Consider the following 18,482-nt stretch of genomic DNA (forward strand, 5'->3'; position numbering starts at 1 on the left):
CTGATTCTTTTCTACAGCATAAATCGATAGCCAATGCCGGTTTCTGTCAATAAATGGCGGGGACGTGCAGGATCGGCTTCCAGCTTCTGACGAAGATGGCCCATATAGATGCGTAAATAGTGACTATGCTCAACGGCGTTTGGTCCCCAGACCTGGCTTAACAACTGGCGTTGGGTCAACACCTTACCGTGGTTATTGAGTAACACGGCCAGCAGACGAAACTCGATAGGAGTAAGATGCAGCTCTTCACCCGCCCGCATAATACGGCGGTTGGCGAGATCAACCTGAATATCTGAAAAGCTCACCAGGGGATCGTTTTGTTGCATACCCGCATTGCGGCGCAGCGCTACGCGCAGGCGCGCCTGCAATTCCCCGATACCAAAGGGTTTACTCAGATAATCGTCAGCCCCGGCATCCAGCGCGGCAATCTTGTCGCTCTCTTCGGTTCGCGCGGATAGCACGATAACCGGAATCTGGCTCCACTGACGCAGATCGCGGATGAAATCAATGCCATCACCGTCCGGCAGGCCTAAATCGAGGATCACAAGGTCCGGTTTGCGCGTTGCGGCTTCGATAAGGCCGCGTTGCAGTGTTTCGGCTTCCCAGGCGCGCAACCCCTCGGCTTCCAGCGCAGCACGCAGAAAACGACGTATGGCCTGTTCATCTTCAACGATGAGAACGTTAATCACAAATCCTCGGCTAATTCATCCAGTTGCGGTGGCGGTTCCAGCGGCAGTGTAACATAAAAACTGGCGCCGCCTTCCGGGCGGTTGGCGGCAGAAATCGTCCCGCCATGCACCTCGACAATCGCCTCGCAGATGGCCAGCCCTAAGCCCACGCCGGGAATTGCCGACTCTTTGCTGCCGCGTGCAAATTTAGCAAAAATCGCCTCTTCCTGCCCGGCGGGAATACCCGGCCCGTTATCCCACACTTCAAGTGTCAGCCGCGAATCATCATGTCGGGCATCGATACCGATATTCGCATTATGCCCGGCGTATTTAACGGCATTTTCCAGCAAATTAATCAGTACGCGTTCAAACAACGGCCCATCGACGTGTACCAGCATCAGCGGGTCGGGGAGGTTCAGCGCAATATGGCGCTCGCCGAGACCGGGTTCGAGGGTTTTCAGCGCGCTTCCCACCACTTCTTCCAGCGTCAGCCACTCTTTTTTAAGATTAAAACCGCCGGACTGAATGCGCGCCATATCCAGCAGATTATTCACAAGCCGGGTGGTATTGAGCACATGCTGACGAATTTCGCTGGCCTGAGGCGCGTGTTTTGACCCTTCGCTGGCAAGGTCCAGGGTCAGGATTTCAGCCTGGCCAAACAGCACGGTAAGCGGCGTGCGCAGATCGTGAGAGAGTGCCGCCAGCAAGGAGTTGCGTATGCTTTCCCGTTCACTGGCAAGGCGTGCCTGCTCTTCGCTGGTGGCGAGCGCCTGGCGCTCCAGCGCGCTGGCGACCAGCAAGGTAAAGGTTTCCAGCAGGCGCTGCTGTTCGGGGATCATCAGCAAGCGCAAGTTTGCCGGTTCCACAATCAGTAAACCGTGTGTTTTCTGTGCGCTTTTTAATGGCAAAATCTGATAGGGCACGCCGGGGAGGGTGTCGGTACCGGCACCCGCTGGCTGCCCCTTATCAAAACTCCAGCGAGCGATAGCATCATCCCACGGGCTGATGCCCTGTGTCTGGGTAACGGCGACCAGTTTTCCCGAATGATCGGGCAGCAAGACCTGGCTGCGGGCATCAAATGTTGAGCGAATAAACGCCTCGCTGGTTGTGGCGATATCGGCTTCACTGCGCCCGGTAGCCAGCGCCTTCGACATCTCATACAGATGGCGCGTACGCTGTTCACGGTAGCGGGCGACGCGCGCCTGATAGCGCACACCGGCGGTGAGGTTGCCGATCACCAGGCCAACCGTCAGCATCACGCCAAACGTCAGCAGATATTGCACATCGGAAACGGCCAGCGTACCGCGCGGTGCAATAAAAAAGAGATCAAAGCTGACGACATTGATCACTGTGGCAAATGCTGACGGCCAGCGGCCATACAGCAGCGCGACCACCACCACGCCAAGCAGATAGACCATCACGAGGTTAGCGGCATCAAAGGCTATCAGCCACTGCATCGCAATCAGTGTAATGGCAGCGCACAGAGCCACGGCCACCAGACAGCCTTTTAACTGGACGCGCCATTTTTCCATAAATGGACGGCTGTCGCCGGGACGGGATGGCAGCGTGACGGGGGCGTCATCCGGCGCAATGATCACCAGATCGAGATCCGGCGCGCGGCGCGCCAGCCGGTCCGCAAAGGATTCAGCGCCAAACCAGCGTCGTTTATTGCGTCTGCCGATAAGGATTTTGCCGAGGTTATGCTCACGCGCGTAGCGCAAAATGGCTTTATCTTCTGCCGGGTCGGAGAGGGTTGCGGTTTCAGCGCCCAGTTCCTGCGCGAGGTGCAATGAGGCGAGGATCGCCCGACGCTGTTGCTCGGGTAGACGGTGCAGGGCAGGGGTTTCCACATACACCGCGTGCCAGACACTGCCCAGTTTTGCTGCCAGACGGGCAGCGGTGCGGATAAGTTTTTCGTTACCAGAACCGTGGCCGACGCAAAGCAGGATCGCGTCGCGCGTATGCCAGACTTTTTCATCCCCAAGACGGTCGCGCCAGGCGCGCATCTGGTCGTCAACGCGGTCGGCTGTACGGCGCAGGGCCAGTTCACGCAAGGCGATGAGGTTGCCTTTGCGAAAGAAATGCTCGATAGCGCGTTCGGCCTGACCACCAATATAGACTTTGCCTTCGTGCAGGCGCTGGCGTAAATCGTCTGGCGGAAGGTCGACCAGCACAATTTCGTCCGCAGCGTCAAAGAAGGGGTCGGGTACTGTTTCGCGCACCTGTACGCCGGTGACGCCACTGACCACATCATTCAGACTTTCCAGATGTTGCACATTCACGGTGGTCAGCACATCGATGCCCGCTTCCAGCAGTTCTTCCACATCCTGCCAGCGTTTCGGGTGACGGGAGCCAGGCGCGTTGCTGTGCGCCAGCTCGTCCATCAGTATCAATGCCGGACGCCGCGCAAGGGCGGCGTCAAGGTCAAACTCCTGAATCAGGCGAGCGCGATGGGCAATACGCCTTGGCGGCAGCACCGCCAGCCCATTGAGCAGGGCGGCGGTCTCCTTGCGCCCGTGGGTTTCCACCACGCCCACCAGAATATCCAGCCCCTGTGCCCGTAGCCGCTGTGCTTCCTGCAACATGGCAAACGTCTTCCCTACGCCAGCACAGGCACCGAAGAAGATTTTCAGTTTGCCACGATGATCCGTCGCCGCATGTTCCAGCAGTCTGTCGGGGTCCGGGCGCAAAGGCTCGTCTGTCATGACTTATTTATCCTTGAGCGCATCCAGCGCCAGATTCAGTTCAACGATATTCACCACCGGCTGGCCAATAAAATCGAAAAGCGGGTGAGTGGTGTTTTGTTCTACTAACCGGGCAACGGTCTGTGCGGGCAGATTGCGTGCCTGGGCAACACGCGGGATTTGCCATTCCACAGCCTGCGGCGTCAGATTGTTGTCCAGACCGCTGGCCGATGTTGTTATCAGTTCCACCGGCACACGGACGTCAGCCTGTGGGTTTTCCTGACGCAACTGGGCAACGCGCGCAGCCACTTCTTTATCCAGCTCCGGGTTACTGGCCGCCAGATTACTCCCACCGGACGCCATCGGATTATAAGGCGCATCGGCGGTGGCGGAAGGGCGGCCATGAAAATATCCCGCTGCGGTGAAATTCTGCCCAATCAGGCGCGAGCCGCGAACCCCATTGTCTCCCTCACGAATAAGCGAACCGTTGGCCTGTGTCTGAAATAACCACTGCCCCAGCGCCGTAGTAACCAGCGGGTAAAGCCCGCCGGTAATCAACGTCAGTACAATTAAGAGTACAAATGCCGGACGAATCAAAGCCATTTTTTTATCCCTCTTACACCAGGCTGAACAGGGTCAGCAACAGGTCAATAATCTTGATGCCGATAAACGGCACCACCAGTCCGCCCAACCCATAAACCCACAGATTGCGGCGCAGCATGGCGGAGGCGGTCAACGGCTTGTAGCTCACCCCCTTCAACGCCAGCGGGATCAAAAAGACAATGATCAGGGCATTGAAAATAACCGCACTCAGAATGGCCGATGCCGGGGAGTGAAGGTGCATCACATTCAGCGCATTGAGCTGCGGGTAGGTGGCGGCAAAGGCTGCGGGGATGATGGCAAAATATTTCGCCACGTCGTTGGCGATGCTGAATGTGGTCAACGAACCACGGGTCATCAGCATCTGCTTGCCGATATGCACCACCTCAATCAGCTTGGTGGGGTTAGAGTCCAGATCCACCATGTTGCCGGCCTCTTTCGCGGCCTGGGTCCCGGAGTTCATAGCAACCGCAACATCCGCCTGCGCCAGTGCCGGGGCGTCGTTAGTGCCATCCCCGGTCATCGCCACCAGACGGCCTTCTGACTGATACTGGCGAATCAGCGCCAGTTTTGCTTCCGGGGTTGCTTCGGCCAGGAAATCATCCACCCCGGCTTCGGCGGCGATAGCGGCGGCAGTAAGACGGTTATCCCCGGTGATCATGACCGTCTTGATGCCCATTTTCCGCAGTTGGGCGAAACGCTCTTTGATGCCGCCTTTGACGATATCCTTGAGTGAAATCACCCCCAGGACACGAGCCCCTTCCGCCACCACCAGCGGTGTGGCACCGAGACGCGCCACCTGTTCCACACGCTGCTCGACATCGGCCGGGAACTGACCGTTGTTAGCCTCAATGTGACGACGAATGGCATCCACTGAACCTTTGCGGATCATGCGCCCTTGCACGTTAATGCCACTCATACGGGTCTGCGCGGTAAAGGGGACAAACGTCGCCTGCAGACTTTGTACATCTCGTTCACGCAGGTTAAAGCGCTGCTTTGCCAGTATCACAATGCTGCGGCCTTCCGGCGTTTCATCCGCCAGCGAAGAGAGTTGTGCAGCATCGGCCAGGGTTTTTTCATCCACACCGTTTGCAGGCAGGAACTCGGAGGCCTGGCGGTTACCGAGTGTGATGGTGCCGGTTTTATCCAGCAGCAGTACGTCGACATCACCTGCGGCTTCTACGGCGCGCCCGCTGGTGGCAATCACATTGGCGCCGAGCATACGGCTCATCCCGGCGACGCCGATGGCCGACAGCAAACCGCCGATGGTGGTCGGGATCAGGCAGACCAGCAGGGCCACAAGAACGGTGACGCTGACCGGCGTGCCGCCGTAGACCGAGAATGGCCACAGGGTGGCGGTTGCCAGCAGGAAGACAATGGTCAGTGCCACCAGCAGAATGGTCAGCGCGATCTCATTGGGCGTCTTACGGCGCTGGGCGCCTTCCACCATGGCAATCATCCGGTCAAGGAAGGTTTCGCCGGGGTTTACGCTACACTGAATCACCAGCCAGTCGGAGAGAATGCGCGTACCGCCCGTCACCGAGGCGAAATCGCCGCCGGACTCGCGGATAACCGGCGCGGACTCCCCGGTAATGGCGCTTTCATCCACCGACGCGCCGCCCTCAATGACTTCCCCGTCGCAGGGAATAATATCGCCCGCTTCCACCAGCACCACGTCACCTTTACGCAAATCAGCGGCGGGAATGTGGTCGATTTGCGCATCATGCTGCGGTGCGCGTAATTTGCGGGCGAAGGCCGTTTTCTTCACTCCTTTCAGGCTGTTGGCCTGCGCTTTACTGCGACCTTCCGCCAGCGCTTCTGCGAAGTTGGCGAACAGTACGGTAAACCACAGCCACAGACTGACCGCGCCGGTAAACCAGGCGCTGCCGTCGAGATACCCGCTCGCCATCGCAATCGCCAGCAGCGTAGTCAGCACGCTGCCAATCCAGACGATAAACATAACCGGATTGCGCCACTGGATATGCGGGCTCAGTTTGGTAATGGAATCAATCAGCGCCTGACGCACCAGCGTCGGTTCGAGCAGGGCCATTTGTTTGCGACTCATGACAAATACTCCGCAAATCAGCGTAAAGAGAGGTATTCCGCCACCGGACCCAGGGCCAGTGCAGGAATAAAGGTCAGGGCACCAACCAGCAGTACGGTACCGATCAGCAGGCCGATAAACAGCGCGCCGTGCGTCGGAAGCGTCCCGGTACTGGCGGGCTGGATTTTCTTGTTGACCAGTGACCCGGCAATTGCCATGACCGGCACAATGATGCCGAAGCGACCAATGAACATGCAGAACGCCAGCAGGCAGTTCCAGAACGGCGTATTCGCGCTCAGGCCAGCAAAGGCACTGCCGTTGTTATTCGCAGCAGAGGAGACGGCATACAGCACTTCGCTAAAACCGTGGATACCCGGGTTGAGCATGCCGCTGCGTCCCGCCTCGGTCATCATTGCCAGCGCGGTGCCAATCAACACAAGGGCAGGGGTGACGAGGATCGCCAGCGCGGTCATTTTCATTTCGCGCACATCGATCTTTTTGCCGAGGTATTCCGGGGTACGGCCAATCATCAGCCCGGCAATAAACACCGCCAGCAATACAAACAACAACATGCCGTACAAGCCGGAGCCCACGCCGCCAAATACCACCTCGCCGATTTGCATCAGCCACATGGGAACCATCCCGCCCAGCGCGGTAAAGGAGTCATGCATGGCGTTAACGGCACCGCAGGAGGCGGATGTGGTGATGACCGCAAAAAGGCTACTGGCAAGAATGCCGAAGCGGCTCTCTTTCCCTTCCATATTGATGGCGCTGTCACCGCCTAATGTCAGGAAGTGCGGATTACCCTGCCATTCGGCCCACATGACCACGGCAACGCAAATGACGAAGATTATCGACATCGCCCACAAAATGGCGTGTCCCTGGCGGCGATCGCTGACAGCATCACCAAAGGCGAAGCACAGCGCCGCCGGGATTAAAAAGATTGCCAGCATCTGCAGGAAGTTGGTTAACGCCGTAGGGTTTTCAAACGGGTGCGAGGAGTTGGCATTAAAGAAGCCGCCGCCGTTGGTTCCCAGCATTTTAATGGCTTCCTGCGAGGCAACAGGCCCCATCGGTAATAGCTGTTTTGCCCCTTCAATGGAGGTAAATGGCTGATAGGGCAGGACGTTTTGCAGAGCGCCTTGTTGAATAAAGATCAGCGCAAGGACCAACGACAGTGGCAGCAGCACCCACAGGGTAATGCGGGTTAAATCGACCCAGGCATTTCCGAGCGTCGTCACGCTATGGCGAGAAAATGCGCGGATCAGGGCGAAAATGACCGCAATACCGGTAGCGGCGGAGAGGAAGTTTTGTACCGTGAGCCCCACCATCTGGCTGAAATAACTCAGAGTGGTTTCACCCGAATAGGATTGCCAGTTGGTGTTGGTCACGAAGCTCACGGCGGTGTTCAGCGCCAGATGCCATGACAAGCCAGGGAACTGTTGCGGGTTAAAAGGCAGGATGCCCTGCAACATCAGCATGACGAACAACAGTACCAGCCCGAAAATGTTGAGCCACAATATCGCCATCAGATACTGGAACCAGCCCATTTCGCGGGAATCAATCCCCATCATCCGCCATAGCCCGGTTTCCAGAGTGGATACGCCAGGAAGGGAAGCGCCGACGATCATCTTCGCCAGTAACGTCCCGAGCGGGCGAGCAAGAATAAACAGGACCAGTAAAAAGCTGGCAATCAGTAAAAACGCCTGGGCTGCCATCAGAAAGCCTCCGCGTTAATCAGGGCATAGACCAGATAGCCCAACAACAGGAAAACCAGCACGATGCCGGTTACGACGCCTGCACTCACAATCCACCTCCAGGTGTTTTAGGGATTGCAGTGAGGGTAGGATTTTGCGTGCAAAGATTTCGCAAAAATCAGCCGGGCGGGTGTAAAAAAAATATAAAAATGAATAAAACCATATTTTAACTAATGGTTAGTATTAATTTAACTTTTATGTAACTTAATTACGGCGTGAATGTAAATAACGCCAGAAATGGCAAAAAAAAGTGGTCGGATGAGTAGTAAAATTACAAACAAAACGGTACTATTTTAACCAGATTCAGATGCGCCCCACAGGATCCGTCAAGGATCTCTGTCATGGGGGAACATTTTTCCGGTGAATGTTACCGGCCAACAAAGGGGAGAGAATTATGACCGTATATAAAACATTTCCAGTTCATATCGTCCTGATGCGTCGCATTTTCGCCGTGCTGGCTGGTGTACTGGCATTGCCGGTAATGATGTTCTGGAAAGATCGCGCACGTTTTTACAGCTATCTGCATCGCGTCTGGGCTAAAACCAGCGATAAACCGGTTTGGATGGCTCAGGCCGAAAAAGTGACCTGCGATTTTTATTGATCAATTGATTACACTCAGCAATAAAAAAACCGCTACGTTTTTGACGTAGCGGTTTTTTTTTACCTTTACAGGAGCCGCAACCCATCGGTAAAAGTCGTGAATCCTGTGCAGGGCGATGCATGTTCATTCTTCAGATTATGTGCGTCATCCTGCTGGCGCGTTACATTCACCCGCTACACTTAACCCTCGCTGTTATTTTGAGGCGTAAGCTCTGCTTGCACTCGCAACCTTCCTTTAACACACTATCGACATTTTCTGACGGATATCTGTTACCTGGAGAGTTATGACCACCCATCTGGTCTGGTTTCGCGCGGATTTGCGCGTACATGATAATTATGCCCTCGCTGCCGCCTGCAGTCATCGCGACGCCAGTGTCAAAGCCCTGTTTATTGCCACGCCGGGACAGTGGAAAAAACATGCGATGGCCCCACGGCAGGCTGCATTTCTCGCCACTCACCTCAACGCGCTCCAGCAGGCACTGGCGGAGAGAGGCATTCCGTTAATTTACCGGGAAGTAGACGATTTTGCCGCCAGTGTTGATACTGTGGCGGCGGTGTGCGCTGAAGAAAAGGTCAGCCATCTTTTCTATAACTACCAGTACGAAGTGAACGAACGCCAGCGTGACGCGGCGGTGGAAAAGGCGCTTGTCGATGTCGCCTGCCAGGGATTTGATGACAGCGTAATGCTGGCGCCAGGCAGCGTTGTGACCGGCAATCATGAAATGTACAAAGTCTTTACACCCTATAAAAACGCCTTTTTGCGGCGGCTGAAAGATGAGCTACCCGCATGCGTTGGCGCACCAGATGTACGGACGGGGGGCGCATTAGACGGGCCGCTTGCGACATTGACGTTCGATTATCCGCAAGAAGAATTTGATTCAACCCTGTTTGCGGTGGATGAAAAAACGGCAATTCAACGCCTGCGCGCTTTTTGCCAGCAGCACGCCGCCGCTTACGAGCAACAGCGGGATTTTCCTGCAATTGAAGGCACCAGCCGCCTTTCTGCCTGCCTGGCGTTAGGGGTTCTTTCGCCGCGACAATGTTTGCATCGTCTGCTGGCCGAGCAGCCCGATGCCTTGAACGGCGGCGCTGGATCCGTATGGTTAAACGAGCTGATCTGGCGGGAGTTTTATCGCCATTTGATGACTTATCATCCTGATTTATGTAAGCATCGTCCTTTCATTTCTTGGACGGAAAAGGTGCAATGGAAAGACCATCCTGAGCAGCTTCGCGCCTGGGAGGAGGGGAGAACGGGTTATCCGATTGTGGATGCGGCCATGCGCCAGTTGAAGAGCACTGGCTGGATGCATAACCGCTTGCGGATGATCGTTGCCAGCTTTCTGGTCAAAGATCTCTTGCTCGACTGGCGTTTGGGCGAGCGTTATTTTATGACGCAACTTGTCGATGGTGACCTGGCTGCGAATAACGGCGGCTGGCAGTGGGCGGCGTCGACAGGGACAGATGCCGCACCCTATTTCCGTATTTTTAACCCTACGACTCAGGGGGAACGGTTTGATAGCGATGGCGAATTTATTCGGCGGTGGATCCCTGAACTTGCTGCTGTGCCGGGTAAGGCTATTCACGACCCCTGGACATGGGCGGATAAAAGAGGCATTTCTCTGAATTATCCGCGCCCGATAGTGGAACACAAACAGGCACGGGCTGCGACGCTTGCGGCCTATGAAGCCGCCCGTAAACCGTAAAGAGAGTGACGATGAAAAATACCGAACTGGAAAAACTGATCAACGAAAAACTCAACAGTGCGGCGTTCAGCGATTACGGTCCGAATGGCCTACAGGTTGAGGGACGCGAAACCGTCAAAAAAATCATCACCGGTGTAACGGCAAGCCAGGCATTGCTTGATGAAGCGGTACGCCAGGAAGCCGACGCGGTGATTGTGCACCATGGTTATTTCTGGAAAAACGAACCGGCGATCATTCGTGGCATGAAGCGCAATCGCCTGAAAACGCTGCTGGCGAATGATATCAACCTCTACGGCTGGCATCTGCCGTTGGATGCGCACCCGGAGCTGGGCAATAACGTCCAGTTGGCCTCGCTGCTGGGGATCACGGTGATGGGCACCGTTGACGGTGATGCGCTGCTGCCGTGGGGCGAACTGGCAATGCCGGTACCGGGGCTGGAACTGGCATCCTGGATTGAAGCGCGCCTTGGGCGCAGGCCACTGTGGAGCGGTGATACCGGGCCCGAGCTGATTAAGCGCGTCGCCTGGTGCACCGGCGGTGGTCAAGGCTTTATCGATAACGCTGCCCGTTTTGGCGTTGACGCGTTTATTACCGGAGAAGTCTCTGAGCAAACCATTCACTCGGCGCGTGAGCAGAACCTGCATTTTTACGCAGCAGGTCATCATGCCACCGAGCGCGGCGGTATTCGTGCACTGAGCGAATGGCTGACGGAGAATACCGATCTGGACGTGACATTTATTGATATTCCGAATCCGGCATAAGGAGCGGGACAGTGCAGAGAGCACGTTGTTATCTGTTAGGTGAAACGGCGGTGGTGCTGGAGCTGGAGCCTCCCGTCACATTGGCGACGCAAAAACGTATCTGGCGCTTAACGCAGCGTCTGGCGGATGTGCCCGATGTGGTTGAAGCTATTCCTGGAATGAATAACATCACCGTGGTATTGCGCGATCCGCAAACCCTGGCGCTGGATGCCATTGAGCGTTTACAGCGCTGGTGGGAAGAGAGCGAAGCGCTGGAACCTGAATCGCGCATAATCGATATCCCGGTCATTTATGGCGGCGAAGCCGGGCCGGATCTGCCTGATGTGGCGCGCCATACCGGGCTGACGCAGAAACAGGTCGTTGAGTTGCACTCTTCCATTGATTATGTGGTGTGGTTTTTAGGATTCCAGCCGGGCTTCCCATATCTGGGCGGTCTGCCCGAAAACCTCGCCACGCCGCGTCGCGCCGAACCTCGCGTGCGCGTGCCTGTCGGATCTGTTGCCATTGGCGGGGCGCAAACGGGGATCTATCCGCTCGAAACACCGGGCGGCTGGAACCTGATTGGCCGCACCGAACTGCCGCTGTTTAACCCGTCGCTTTCAGAACCTGTATTGCTTCGCCCCGGTGACACACTGCGGTTTATCCCGCGTAAGGAGGGCATATGCTGAAAATTCTTCGTGCGGGTATCTACACCACAATCCAGGCAGGTAAACGTGTGGGGCTGCGGCAATCCGGCGTCAGCTATTGTGGCGCGCTGGATGGCCCGGCGCTGCACATCGCCAACGCGCTGGTCGGTAACGAGGGCGATGCCCCAGGCCTTGAGATAACGCTCGGTCAGTGTGAAGTGCAGTTTAACGAAGCGACGTGGTTTGCGCTGACGGGCGCGGGTTGTGAAGCCAAACTCGACGGCAAAGCTGTCTGGACGGGCTGGCGCTACCCGGTCCAGGCTGGGCAAAAGCTGGTACTGAAACGACCGCAGCACGGCATGCGCAGTTATCTGGCCGTTGCCGGTGGACTGAACGTGCCGGAAGTCCTGGGCTCCTGCAGTACGGATTTAAAAACCGGGCTAGGTGGGCTGGAAGGCCGCTTACTGCGTGATGGCGACGAAATCCCGTTGCGGGCTGTTACGCAGAACTTTAAGGGGCCACAAGGGGTGAAGCAGTTGCTTTGGGGCAACCGCATTCGCGCACTGCCAGGGCCGGAGTATCGGGAGTTTGATCAGCACTCGCAGGAGGCCTTCTGGCGCGTGCCATGGCATCTCGACCCGCAAAGTAACCGTATGGGATACCGTTTGCAGGGCCATAAGTTAATACGTGCCACCGATCGCGAGCTGGTGTCGCACGGGCTTTTACCCGGCGTGGTACAGGTGCCGCCGAATGGGCAACCCATCGTGTTAATGAATGATGCTCAGACAACGGGCGGTTACCCGCGGATCGCCTGCATTATCGAGGCCGACATGTACCATCTGGCGCAGATCCCTCTTGGGCATCCTATCCATTTTGTTCCCTGTACGCTGGAAGAGGCGCTGGCGGCGCGCCAGGATCAGCAACGTTACCTGGAACAACTGTCGTGGCGGCTGCGTAATGAAAATTGATTTAAACGCCGATCTGGGGGAAGGGTGCGCCAATGATGCCGCGCTCCTGAAACTGGTCTCCTCAGCCAATATCGCCTGTGGCTTTCATGCGGGCGATGCGCAAACCATGCGCGAATGTGTGCAGGAGGCGTTGAAAAATGGCGTGGCGGTGGGGGCACACCCGAGCTTTCCTGACCGGGAGAATTTTGGCCGCACGGCGATGCAATTACCCCCACAGACCGTCTACGCGCAGACGCTTTACCAGTGCGGCGCGCTGGCGGCGATTGTGCGTGCCGAAGGGGGACGCATGGTTCATGTCAAACCGCACGGCATGCTGTATAACCAGGCCGCCGTCGATCCCATGCTGGCGGAAGCTATCGCCCGCGCGGTGCGCGACTGTGACCCGGCGTTGATTCTGGTCGGTCTTGCGGGCAGTGAGCTTATTCGCGCCGCAAAACACCTTCAACTTACCACGCGCGAGGAAGTGTTTGCCGATCGCGGTTATCAGGACGATGGCACGCTGGTGCCACGTTCACAGCCGGGGGCACTGATTACCGATGACGAGGCCGCGCTGACGCAAACGCTGCGGATGGTCTTATCCGGTAATGTTAAAAGCATCAACGGGCGTGATGTTGCGCTGCGTGCGCAAACCGTCTGCCTGCATGGCGACGGTGAACATGCGCTGGCATTTGCCCGTCGCCTGCGTGAAGCATTCGATCGGTCTGGTATTGTCGTGAGCGCAGAAAATTAAAAGGATGTTGTAATGCCAGAAGGTCCTGAAATTCGCCGTGCAGCAGACAGTCTTGAAGCGGCCATCAAAGGTAAACCGCTCACGGATGTCTGGTTTGCCTTTCCCCATCTTCACTCTTTCGCGCCGACACTGGTTGGCGAGTGCGTTGAACGCATTGAAACCCGGGGTAAAGCGTTGCTGACCCACTTTTCCAATGGCATGACGATGTACAGCCACAACCAGTTGTACGGCGTCTGGCGGGTGGTTGAAGTGGGAGAGGTGACAGAAACCAACCGCGTGCTGCGTGTACGGCTGGCGGCGAAAGACAAAGCCATTTTGCTCTATAGCGCCTCTGACATCGAGATACTGACCGCCGACGAACTGGCTGTTCATCCTTTTTTACAGCGCGTAGGACCGGATGTGCTGGATATGTCACTGACCGTCGAACAGGTCAAATCGCGGTTATTATCTCCCCGGTTTTGTCGTCGCCAGTTTTCCGGTTTGCTGCTTGATCAGGCGTTTCTCGCCGGACTGGGGAACTACTTGCGCGTGGAAATCCTGTGGCATGCCGCCCTTGCGCCGCAGCATAAAGCGATTGATCTCAATGAGGCCCAGCTCGACACGCTGGCCCAGGCGCTTCTCGACATTCCGCGCCTTTCCTACCAGACGCGCGGCAGGGTGGATGAAAACCACCATCACGGGGCGCTATTTCGCTTTAACGTTTTTCACCGGGCCGGGCAGGTCTGCGAGCGCTGCGGGGGGATAATCGAAAAATCGACCCTCTCTTCGCGTCCGTTTTATGGGTGTCCGGGGTGTCAGAAGTAATTCTGCTTAGCCGGGCCACTGGTTTTGGCGTTAATTCTTTGCCGCCAGACGGCAGCCAATAAAAAACCCGCCGCAGCGGGTTTTTTACTATCAGCAGCTTAGTGCTTTTCGAGATCGGTTTTGAAATCGCGTTTTTCATAACCGGTGTACAACTGACGCGGACGGGCAATTTTAATGCCGTCGTCGTGCATTTCGTTCCAGTGTGCAATCCAGCCCACGGTACGCGCCATCGCGAAGATAACGGTAAACATGGAAGACGGAATGCCCATCGCTTTAAGGATGATACCGGAGTAGAAGTCCACGTTCGGGTACAGCTTACGCTCGATGAAGTACGGGTCGTTGAGCGCGATATGCTCAAGTTCCATTGCCACTTCCAGCAGATCGTCTTTGGTACCCAGCTCACGCAATACTTCATGGCAGGTTTCACGCATAACGGTCGCGCGCGGGTCATAGTTCTTGTAGACACGGTGACCGAAGCCCATCAGACGGAACGAATCGTTCTTATCTTTGGCGCGACGCAGGAATTCCGGAATGTGTTTAACGGTGCTGATCTCTTCGAGCATTTTCAGCGCGGCTTCGTTCGCGCCGCCGTGCGCCGGCCCCCACAGGGAAGCAATACCCGCGGCGATACAGGCAAACGGGTTCGCACCCGAGGAGCCTGCGGTACGGACGGTGGAAGTCGAGGCGTTCTGCTCATGGTCAGCGTGCAGGATCAGGATGCGGTCCATTGCACGTTCCAGCACCGGGTTCACTTCATAGCTTTCGCACGGAGTGGCGAACATCATATGCAGGAAGTTACCAGCGTAGGAGAGGTCGTTACGCGGATAAACGAAAGGCTGACCGATAGAATATTTGTAACACATCGCTGCCACAGTCGGCATTTTGGACAGCAGGCGGAAGGCTGCAATCTCACGGTGACGCGGATTGTTCACATCCAGAGAGTCATGGTAGAACGCCGCCAGCGCGCCAGTCACGCCGCACAGAACCGCCATCGGATGAGAGTCACGACGGAAGCCATGGAACAGACGGGTAATCTGCTCGTGAATCATTGTGTGGCGAGTGACGGTGAGTTTGAACTCATCGTATTGCTCCTGCGTCGGTTTTTCGCCGTACAGCAGGATATAGCAGACTTCGAGATAGTTGGAATCGGTGGCCAGTTGGTCTATCGGGAAACCACGATGCAACAGGATACCTTCGTCGCCATCAATGAAGGTGATTTTGGATTCGCATGATGCGGTAGAGGTGAAACCTGGGTCAAAAGTGAATACACCTTTTGAACCGAGACTACGGATATCAATAACATCCTGACCGAGCGTGCCCTTTAGCACATCCAGTTCAATAGCAGCGTCACCATTATAGGTGATGTTTGCTTTTTTATCAGCCATTTACGGTCTCCTTAGCGCCTTATTGCTTAAGACTACCTGTTACCGGATTTGCATTCAAACTGCCTTTTAACGCTACCAGATTATTATTTGGCTCGCTGCTCTGATGAGAGGAAAAACCAGGGTACAGAGCGATGGGCGCTAGCAGGTACACATTGAAAGTACAGTCAAAACAGCAACAAATCAGGTTCTTAGCAGTCGGATTTTGTCAAACCTGCTATCACTAATAACTGTCCTGATTAATTCGGTCAACTTCATCACACTGTTGCATAACTTATTTGCAGGTGAAAGATAGACCCCATAACTTTTGCGAATTATATCTCTCTTCTGATGAAGTTTGTAACAAGAATGTTTAACTTTTGTCAAATCAGATGATTAAATTTTAAAATAATGTTGTTATCGTGACCATGATCACTGTTCAGCATAAAACCCGACAAACTATATGTAGGATAATTGTAATGATTTTGTGAACGACCTATACTGCCGCCAGGTCTCCGGAATACCCTGCAATCCCGAGCCACCCAGCGTTGTAACCTGTCGTTTCGCATCTGGAAGCTGAAATTTTGCATTACGCGCAGTTATAGAAAAGGACGCTGTCTGACCCGCAAGCAGACCGGAGGAAGGAAACTATAAGAACAGCATGTGGGCGTTATTCATGATAAAAAATGTGAAAAAACAAAGACCTGTTAATCTGGATCTCGCAACGATCCGGTTTCCTGTTACGGCAATAGCGTCCATTCTTCACCGCGTTTCCGGCGTCATCACCTTTGTGGCGGTCGGTATCCTGCTGTGGTTACTGGGCCTGTCGCTGTCATCCGAAGAAGGCTTCCAGTCTGCCTCCGCTATTATGAGTGGTTTTTTTGTTAAATTCATTTTGTGGGGCATTCTGACTGCACTGGCTTACCATGCGGTTGGCGGTATTCGCCACATGCTGATGGATTTTGGCTGGCTGGAAGAAACTTTTGAGGCAGGAAAACGTTCCGCCAACGTGTCATTTGCAATTACTGTCGTGCTTTCACTTCTCGCAGGAGTCCTCGTATGGTAAGCAACGCCTCCGCATTAGGACGCAACGGCGTACATGACTTCATTCTGGTCCGTGCTACCGCAATCGTCCTGACGCTCTATATCATCTATATGGTCGGTTTTTTCGCTATCACTGGCGATATTACCTGGCAAGTCTGGACAGGCTTCTTCTCATCCGCCTTCACGAAAGTCTTCACCCTGCTGGCACTGTTCTCCATTTTGATTCATGCCTGGATTGGCATGTGGCAGGTGTTGACCGACTACGTTAAACCGCTGGCTGTGCGCCTGATTCTGCAACTGGCTATTGTCGTTGCACTCGCGGCTTACGTTATTTATGGATTCGTTGTGGTGTGGGGTGTGTGATGAAACTGCCAGTCAGAGAATTTGATGCTGTCGTTATTGGCGCAGGCGGCGCAGGTATGCGCGCGGCGTTACAAATTTCCCAAAGCGGCCAGACCTGTGCGCTGCTTTCTAAAGTTTTTCCAACCCGTTCTCACACTGTATCCGCTCAGGGCGGCATTACGGTAGCGCTGGGCAATACCCACGAAGATAACTGGGAATGGCACATGTACGATACGGTAAAAGGTTCCGATTACATCGGCGACCAGGATGCCATTGAATATATGTGTAAAACCGGTCCGGAAGCCATTCTGGAACTGGAACATATGGGCCTGCCGTTTTCGCGTCTCGATGACGGCCGCATCTACCAGCGTCCGTTCGGCGGCCAGTCGAAAAATTTCGGTGGCGAGCAGGCTGCACGTACCGCAGCGGCGGCTGACCGTACCGGGCACGCGTTATTACATACGCTTTATCAGCAAAACCTTAAAAACCACACTACTATTTTTTCCGAGTGGTACGCGCTGGATCTGGTGAAAAACCAGGATGGTGCAGTCGTCGGTTGTACCGCGCTGTGCATTGAAACCGGCGAAGTGGTTTACTTCAAAGCCCGTGCGACCGTACTGGCAACGGGCGGCGCGGGTCGTATTTACCAGTCCACTACCAACGCGCACATCAATACCGGCGACGGTGTCGGGATGGCGCTGCGTGCCGGTGTGCCGGTGCAGGATATGGAAATGTGGCAGTTCCACCCGACCGGTATCGCCGGGGCGGGGGTGCTGGTCACCGAAGGTTGCCGCGGTGAAGGCGGCTATCTCTTAAACAAACATGGTGAGCGTTTCATGGAGCGCTATGCGCCGAACGCAAAAGACCTGGCGGGTCGTGATGTGGTGGCACGTTCCATCATGATCGAAATCCGTGAAGGTCGTGGCTGTGACGGTCCGTGGGGTCCACACGCCAAACTGAAACTCGACCACCTCGGTAAAGAGGTGCTGGAGTCGCGTTTGCCTGGCATTCTGGAGCTGTCCCGTACTTTTGCGCACGTCGATCCTGTAAAAGAGCCGATCCCGGTGATCCCGACCTGCCACTATATGATGGGCGGGATCCCGACCAAAGTGACCGGTCAGGCGCTGACGGTGAACGCGCAGGGTGAAGATGTGGTGATCCCAGGCCTGTTCGCAGTGGGCGAAATTGCCTGCGTATCGGTGCACGGTGCCAACCGTCTGGGCGGCAACTCTCTGCTTGACCTTGTGGTCTTTGGTCGTGCGGCGGGTCTGCATCTGCAAGAGTCTATCGCTGAGCAGGGCGTACTGCGCGATGCGAGTGAATCTGACATTGAAGGTTCGCTGGAGCGTCTCAACCGTTGGAACAATAACCGTTCAGGTGAAGATCCGGTGACCATTCGTAAAGCGTTGCAGGAATGTATGCAGCATAACTTCTCGGTCTTCCGTGAAGGCGACGCGATGGCGAAAGGTCTTGAGCAACTGAAAGTCATTCGTGAACGCCTGAAAAATGCCCGTCTGGATGACACCTCCAGTGAATTTAACACCCAGCGTGTTGAGTGCCTGGAGCTGGATAACCTGATGGAAACCGCGTACGCGACGGCGGTATCTGCCAACTTCCGTACCGAGAGCCGTGGCGCGCATAGCCGCTTCGACTTCCCGGAGCGTGATGATGAAAACTGGCTGTGCCATTCCCTGTATCTGCCAGAGACGGAATCCATGACGCGCCGTAGCGTCAACATGGAACCGAAACTGCGTCCGGCTTTCCCGCCGAAGATTCGTACTTACTAATGC

18 protein-coding genes are annotated in these 18,482 nt (G+C 55.5%); 10 read left to right on the forward strand and 8 right to left on the reverse strand.

The genetic code is table 11. The features are described 5' to 3' along the window. Positions 1-11 precede the first annotated feature (11 nt). From kdpE to kdpF, 6 genes are read right to left on the reverse strand one after another with little or no spacing between them, the layout of a single operon-like run. Complete coding sequence (kdpE, locus tag ABIB59_RS11200; protein ID WP_079498367.1) at positions 12-689, reverse strand: two-component system response regulator KdpE; 678 nt, start codon at positions 687-689, stop codon at positions 12-14. Beyond that, positions 686-3,373 (reverse strand): two-component system sensor histidine kinase KdpD, encoded by a 2,688-nt coding sequence (gene kdpD / locus ABIB59_RS11205; protein WP_107223646.1) that lies wholly within the window; start codon positions 3,371-3,373, stop codon positions 686-688. The genes kdpE and kdpD overlap by 4 nt, the downstream gene beginning before the upstream one ends. 3 nt (positions 3,374-3,376) lie before the next feature. After that, positions 3,377-3,955: a potassium-transporting ATPase subunit KdpC gene (gene kdpC / locus ABIB59_RS11210; protein WP_354035429.1), complete on the reverse strand. Its 579-nt coding sequence runs from the start codon at positions 3,953-3,955 to the stop codon at positions 3,377-3,379. 13 nt (positions 3,956-3,968) lie between these two features. Further along, positions 3,969-6,017: a potassium-transporting ATPase subunit KdpB gene (gene kdpB, locus ABIB59_RS11215; RefSeq protein ID WP_335256662.1), complete on the reverse strand. Its 2,049-nt coding sequence runs from the start codon at positions 6,015-6,017 to the stop codon at positions 3,969-3,971. Between the two features lie 17 nt (positions 6,018-6,034). Beyond that, a complete protein-coding gene (gene kdpA, locus ABIB59_RS11220) occupies positions 6,035-7,714 on the reverse strand; it encodes a potassium-transporting ATPase subunit KdpA (RefSeq protein WP_108701794.1) in 1,680 nt (559 codons plus the stop codon). Then, positions 7,714-7,803: a K(+)-transporting ATPase subunit F gene (kdpF, locus tag ABIB59_RS11225; protein WP_041852093.1), complete on the reverse strand. Its 90-nt coding sequence runs from the start codon at positions 7,801-7,803 to the stop codon at positions 7,714-7,716. Before kdpF ends, kdpA begins: the two co-directional genes overlap by 1 nt. Before the next feature lie 344 nt (positions 7,804-8,147). Here kdpF and ABIB59_RS11230 point away from each other — a divergent pair, with 344 nt between their 5' ends. The 7 genes from ABIB59_RS11230 to nei all read left to right on the forward strand — a co-directional run bounded on the left by ABIB59_RS11230 (position 8,148) and on the right by nei (position 13,945). Continuing rightward, on the forward strand, positions 8,148-8,354 hold the full coding sequence (locus tag ABIB59_RS11230; protein ID WP_041852092.1) for a YbfA family protein: 207 nt from the start codon (positions 8,148-8,150) through the stop codon (positions 8,352-8,354). 283 nt (positions 8,355-8,637) lie between these two features. Next, positions 8,638-10,056, forward strand: a complete 1,419-nt coding sequence (phrB, locus tag ABIB59_RS11235) for a deoxyribodipyrimidine photo-lyase (protein ID WP_354035432.1) — start codon at positions 8,638-8,640, stop codon at positions 10,054-10,056. Between the two features lie 11 nt (positions 10,057-10,067). After that, positions 10,068-10,817: a type 2 GTP cyclohydrolase I gene (locus tag ABIB59_RS11240; protein ID WP_079498361.1), complete on the forward strand. Its 750-nt coding sequence runs from the start codon at positions 10,068-10,070 to the stop codon at positions 10,815-10,817. A gap of 11 nt (positions 10,818-10,828) precedes the next feature. Then, complete coding sequence (gene pxpB / locus ABIB59_RS11245; RefSeq protein ID WP_041852088.1) at positions 10,829-11,485, forward strand: 5-oxoprolinase subunit PxpB; 657 nt, start codon at positions 10,829-10,831, stop codon at positions 11,483-11,485. After that, positions 11,479-12,411: a 5-oxoprolinase subunit PxpC gene (gene pxpC, locus ABIB59_RS11250; RefSeq protein ID WP_354035435.1), complete on the forward strand. Its 933-nt coding sequence runs from the start codon at positions 11,479-11,481 to the stop codon at positions 12,409-12,411. The genes pxpB and pxpC overlap by 7 nt, the downstream gene beginning before the upstream one ends. Then, positions 12,401-13,141, forward strand: coding sequence for a 5-oxoprolinase subunit PxpA (gene pxpA / locus ABIB59_RS11255; protein ID WP_354035437.1), 741 nt, complete (start codon positions 12,401-12,403; stop codon positions 13,139-13,141). Before pxpC ends, pxpA begins: the two co-directional genes overlap by 11 nt. A gap of 12 nt (positions 13,142-13,153) precedes the next feature. Beyond that, positions 13,154-13,945 carry an endonuclease VIII gene (nei, locus tag ABIB59_RS11260; RefSeq protein ID WP_354035439.1) on the forward strand — a complete coding sequence of 264 codons (792 nt, stop codon included), beginning with the start codon at positions 13,154-13,156 and terminating at the stop codon, positions 13,943-13,945. Between the two features lie 98 nt (positions 13,946-14,043). Here nei and ABIB59_RS11265 read toward each other — a convergent pair whose 3' ends face one another. Further along, the gene (locus tag ABIB59_RS11265; RefSeq protein ID WP_041852084.1) at positions 14,044-15,330 is read right to left on the reverse strand and encodes a citrate synthase; all 1,287 of its coding nucleotides are present in this window, start codon (positions 15,328-15,330) and stop codon (positions 14,044-14,046) included. Between the two features lie 180 nt (positions 15,331-15,510). Beyond that, positions 15,511-15,693, reverse strand: coding sequence for a hypothetical protein (locus ABIB59_RS26385; protein WP_075203577.1), 183 nt, complete (start codon positions 15,691-15,693; stop codon positions 15,511-15,513). 274 nt (positions 15,694-15,967) lie between these two features. Here ABIB59_RS26385 and sdhC point away from each other — a divergent pair, with 274 nt between their 5' ends. From sdhC to sdhA, 3 genes are read left to right on the forward strand one after another with little or no spacing between them, the layout of a single operon-like run. Next, positions 15,968-16,372, forward strand: a complete 405-nt coding sequence (gene sdhC / locus ABIB59_RS11270) for a succinate dehydrogenase cytochrome b556 subunit (protein WP_047371241.1) — start codon at positions 15,968-15,970, stop codon at positions 16,370-16,372. After that, complete coding sequence (gene sdhD / locus ABIB59_RS11275) at positions 16,366-16,713, forward strand: succinate dehydrogenase membrane anchor subunit (RefSeq protein ID WP_041852082.1); 348 nt, start codon at positions 16,366-16,368, stop codon at positions 16,711-16,713. Before sdhC ends, sdhD begins: the two co-directional genes overlap by 7 nt. Then, positions 16,713-18,479: a succinate dehydrogenase flavoprotein subunit gene (gene sdhA / locus ABIB59_RS11280; RefSeq protein ID WP_041852081.1), complete on the forward strand. Its 1,767-nt coding sequence runs from the start codon at positions 16,713-16,715 to the stop codon at positions 18,477-18,479. The genes sdhD and sdhA overlap by 1 nt, the downstream gene beginning before the upstream one ends. Positions 18,480-18,482: the final 3 nt, after the last annotated feature.

The sequence above is a fragment of the Citrobacter sp. UYEF32 genome, from assembly GCF_040546205.1.
GTDB lineage: Bacteria > Pseudomonadota > Gammaproteobacteria > Enterobacterales > Enterobacteriaceae > Phytobacter > Phytobacter diazotrophicus.

Bases quoted from the DNA above. Each gene is read 5' to 3' on its own strand.
- pxpC (WP_354035435.1), top strand. From the start codon at position 11,479: ATGCTGAAAATTCTTCGTGCGGGTATCTACACCACAATCCAGGCAGGT.
- phrB (WP_354035432.1), top strand. From the start codon at position 8,638: ATGACCACCCATCTGGTCTGGTTTCGCGCGGATTTGCGCGTACATGAT.
- ABIB59_RS11230 (WP_041852092.1), top strand. From the start codon at position 8,148: ATGACCGTATATAAAACATTTCCAGTTCATATCGTCCTGATGCGTCGC.
- nei (WP_354035439.1), top strand. From the start codon at position 13,154: ATGCCAGAAGGTCCTGAAATTCGCCGTGCAGCAGACAGTCTTGAAGCG.
- kdpB (WP_335256662.1), bottom strand. From the start codon at position 6,017: ATGAGTCGCAAACAAATGGCCCTGCTCGAACCGACGCTGGTGCGTCAG.
- sdhD (WP_041852082.1), top strand. From the start codon at position 16,366: ATGGTAAGCAACGCCTCCGCATTAGGACGCAACGGCGTACATGACTTC.
- pxpA (WP_354035437.1), top strand. From the start codon at position 12,401: ATGAAAATTGATTTAAACGCCGATCTGGGGGAAGGGTGCGCCAATGAT.
- sdhC (WP_047371241.1), top strand. From the start codon at position 15,968: ATGTGGGCGTTATTCATGATAAAAAATGTGAAAAAACAAAGACCTGTT.
- sdhA (WP_041852081.1), top strand. From the start codon at position 16,713: ATGAAACTGCCAGTCAGAGAATTTGATGCTGTCGTTATTGGCGCAGGC.
- kdpA (WP_108701794.1), bottom strand. From the start codon at position 7,714: ATGGCAGCCCAGGCGTTTTTACTGATTGCCAGCTTTTTACTGGTCCTG.
- ABIB59_RS11265 (WP_041852084.1), bottom strand. From the start codon at position 15,330: ATGGCTGATAAAAAAGCAAACATCACCTATAATGGTGACGCTGCTATT.
- kdpC (WP_354035429.1), bottom strand. From the start codon at position 3,955: ATGGCTTTGATTCGTCCGGCATTTGTACTCTTAATTGTACTGACGTTG.
- kdpD (WP_107223646.1), bottom strand. From the start codon at position 3,373: ATGACAGACGAGCCTTTGCGCCCGGACCCCGACAGACTGCTGGAACAT.
- ABIB59_RS11240 (WP_079498361.1), top strand. From the start codon at position 10,068: ATGAAAAATACCGAACTGGAAAAACTGATCAACGAAAAACTCAACAGT.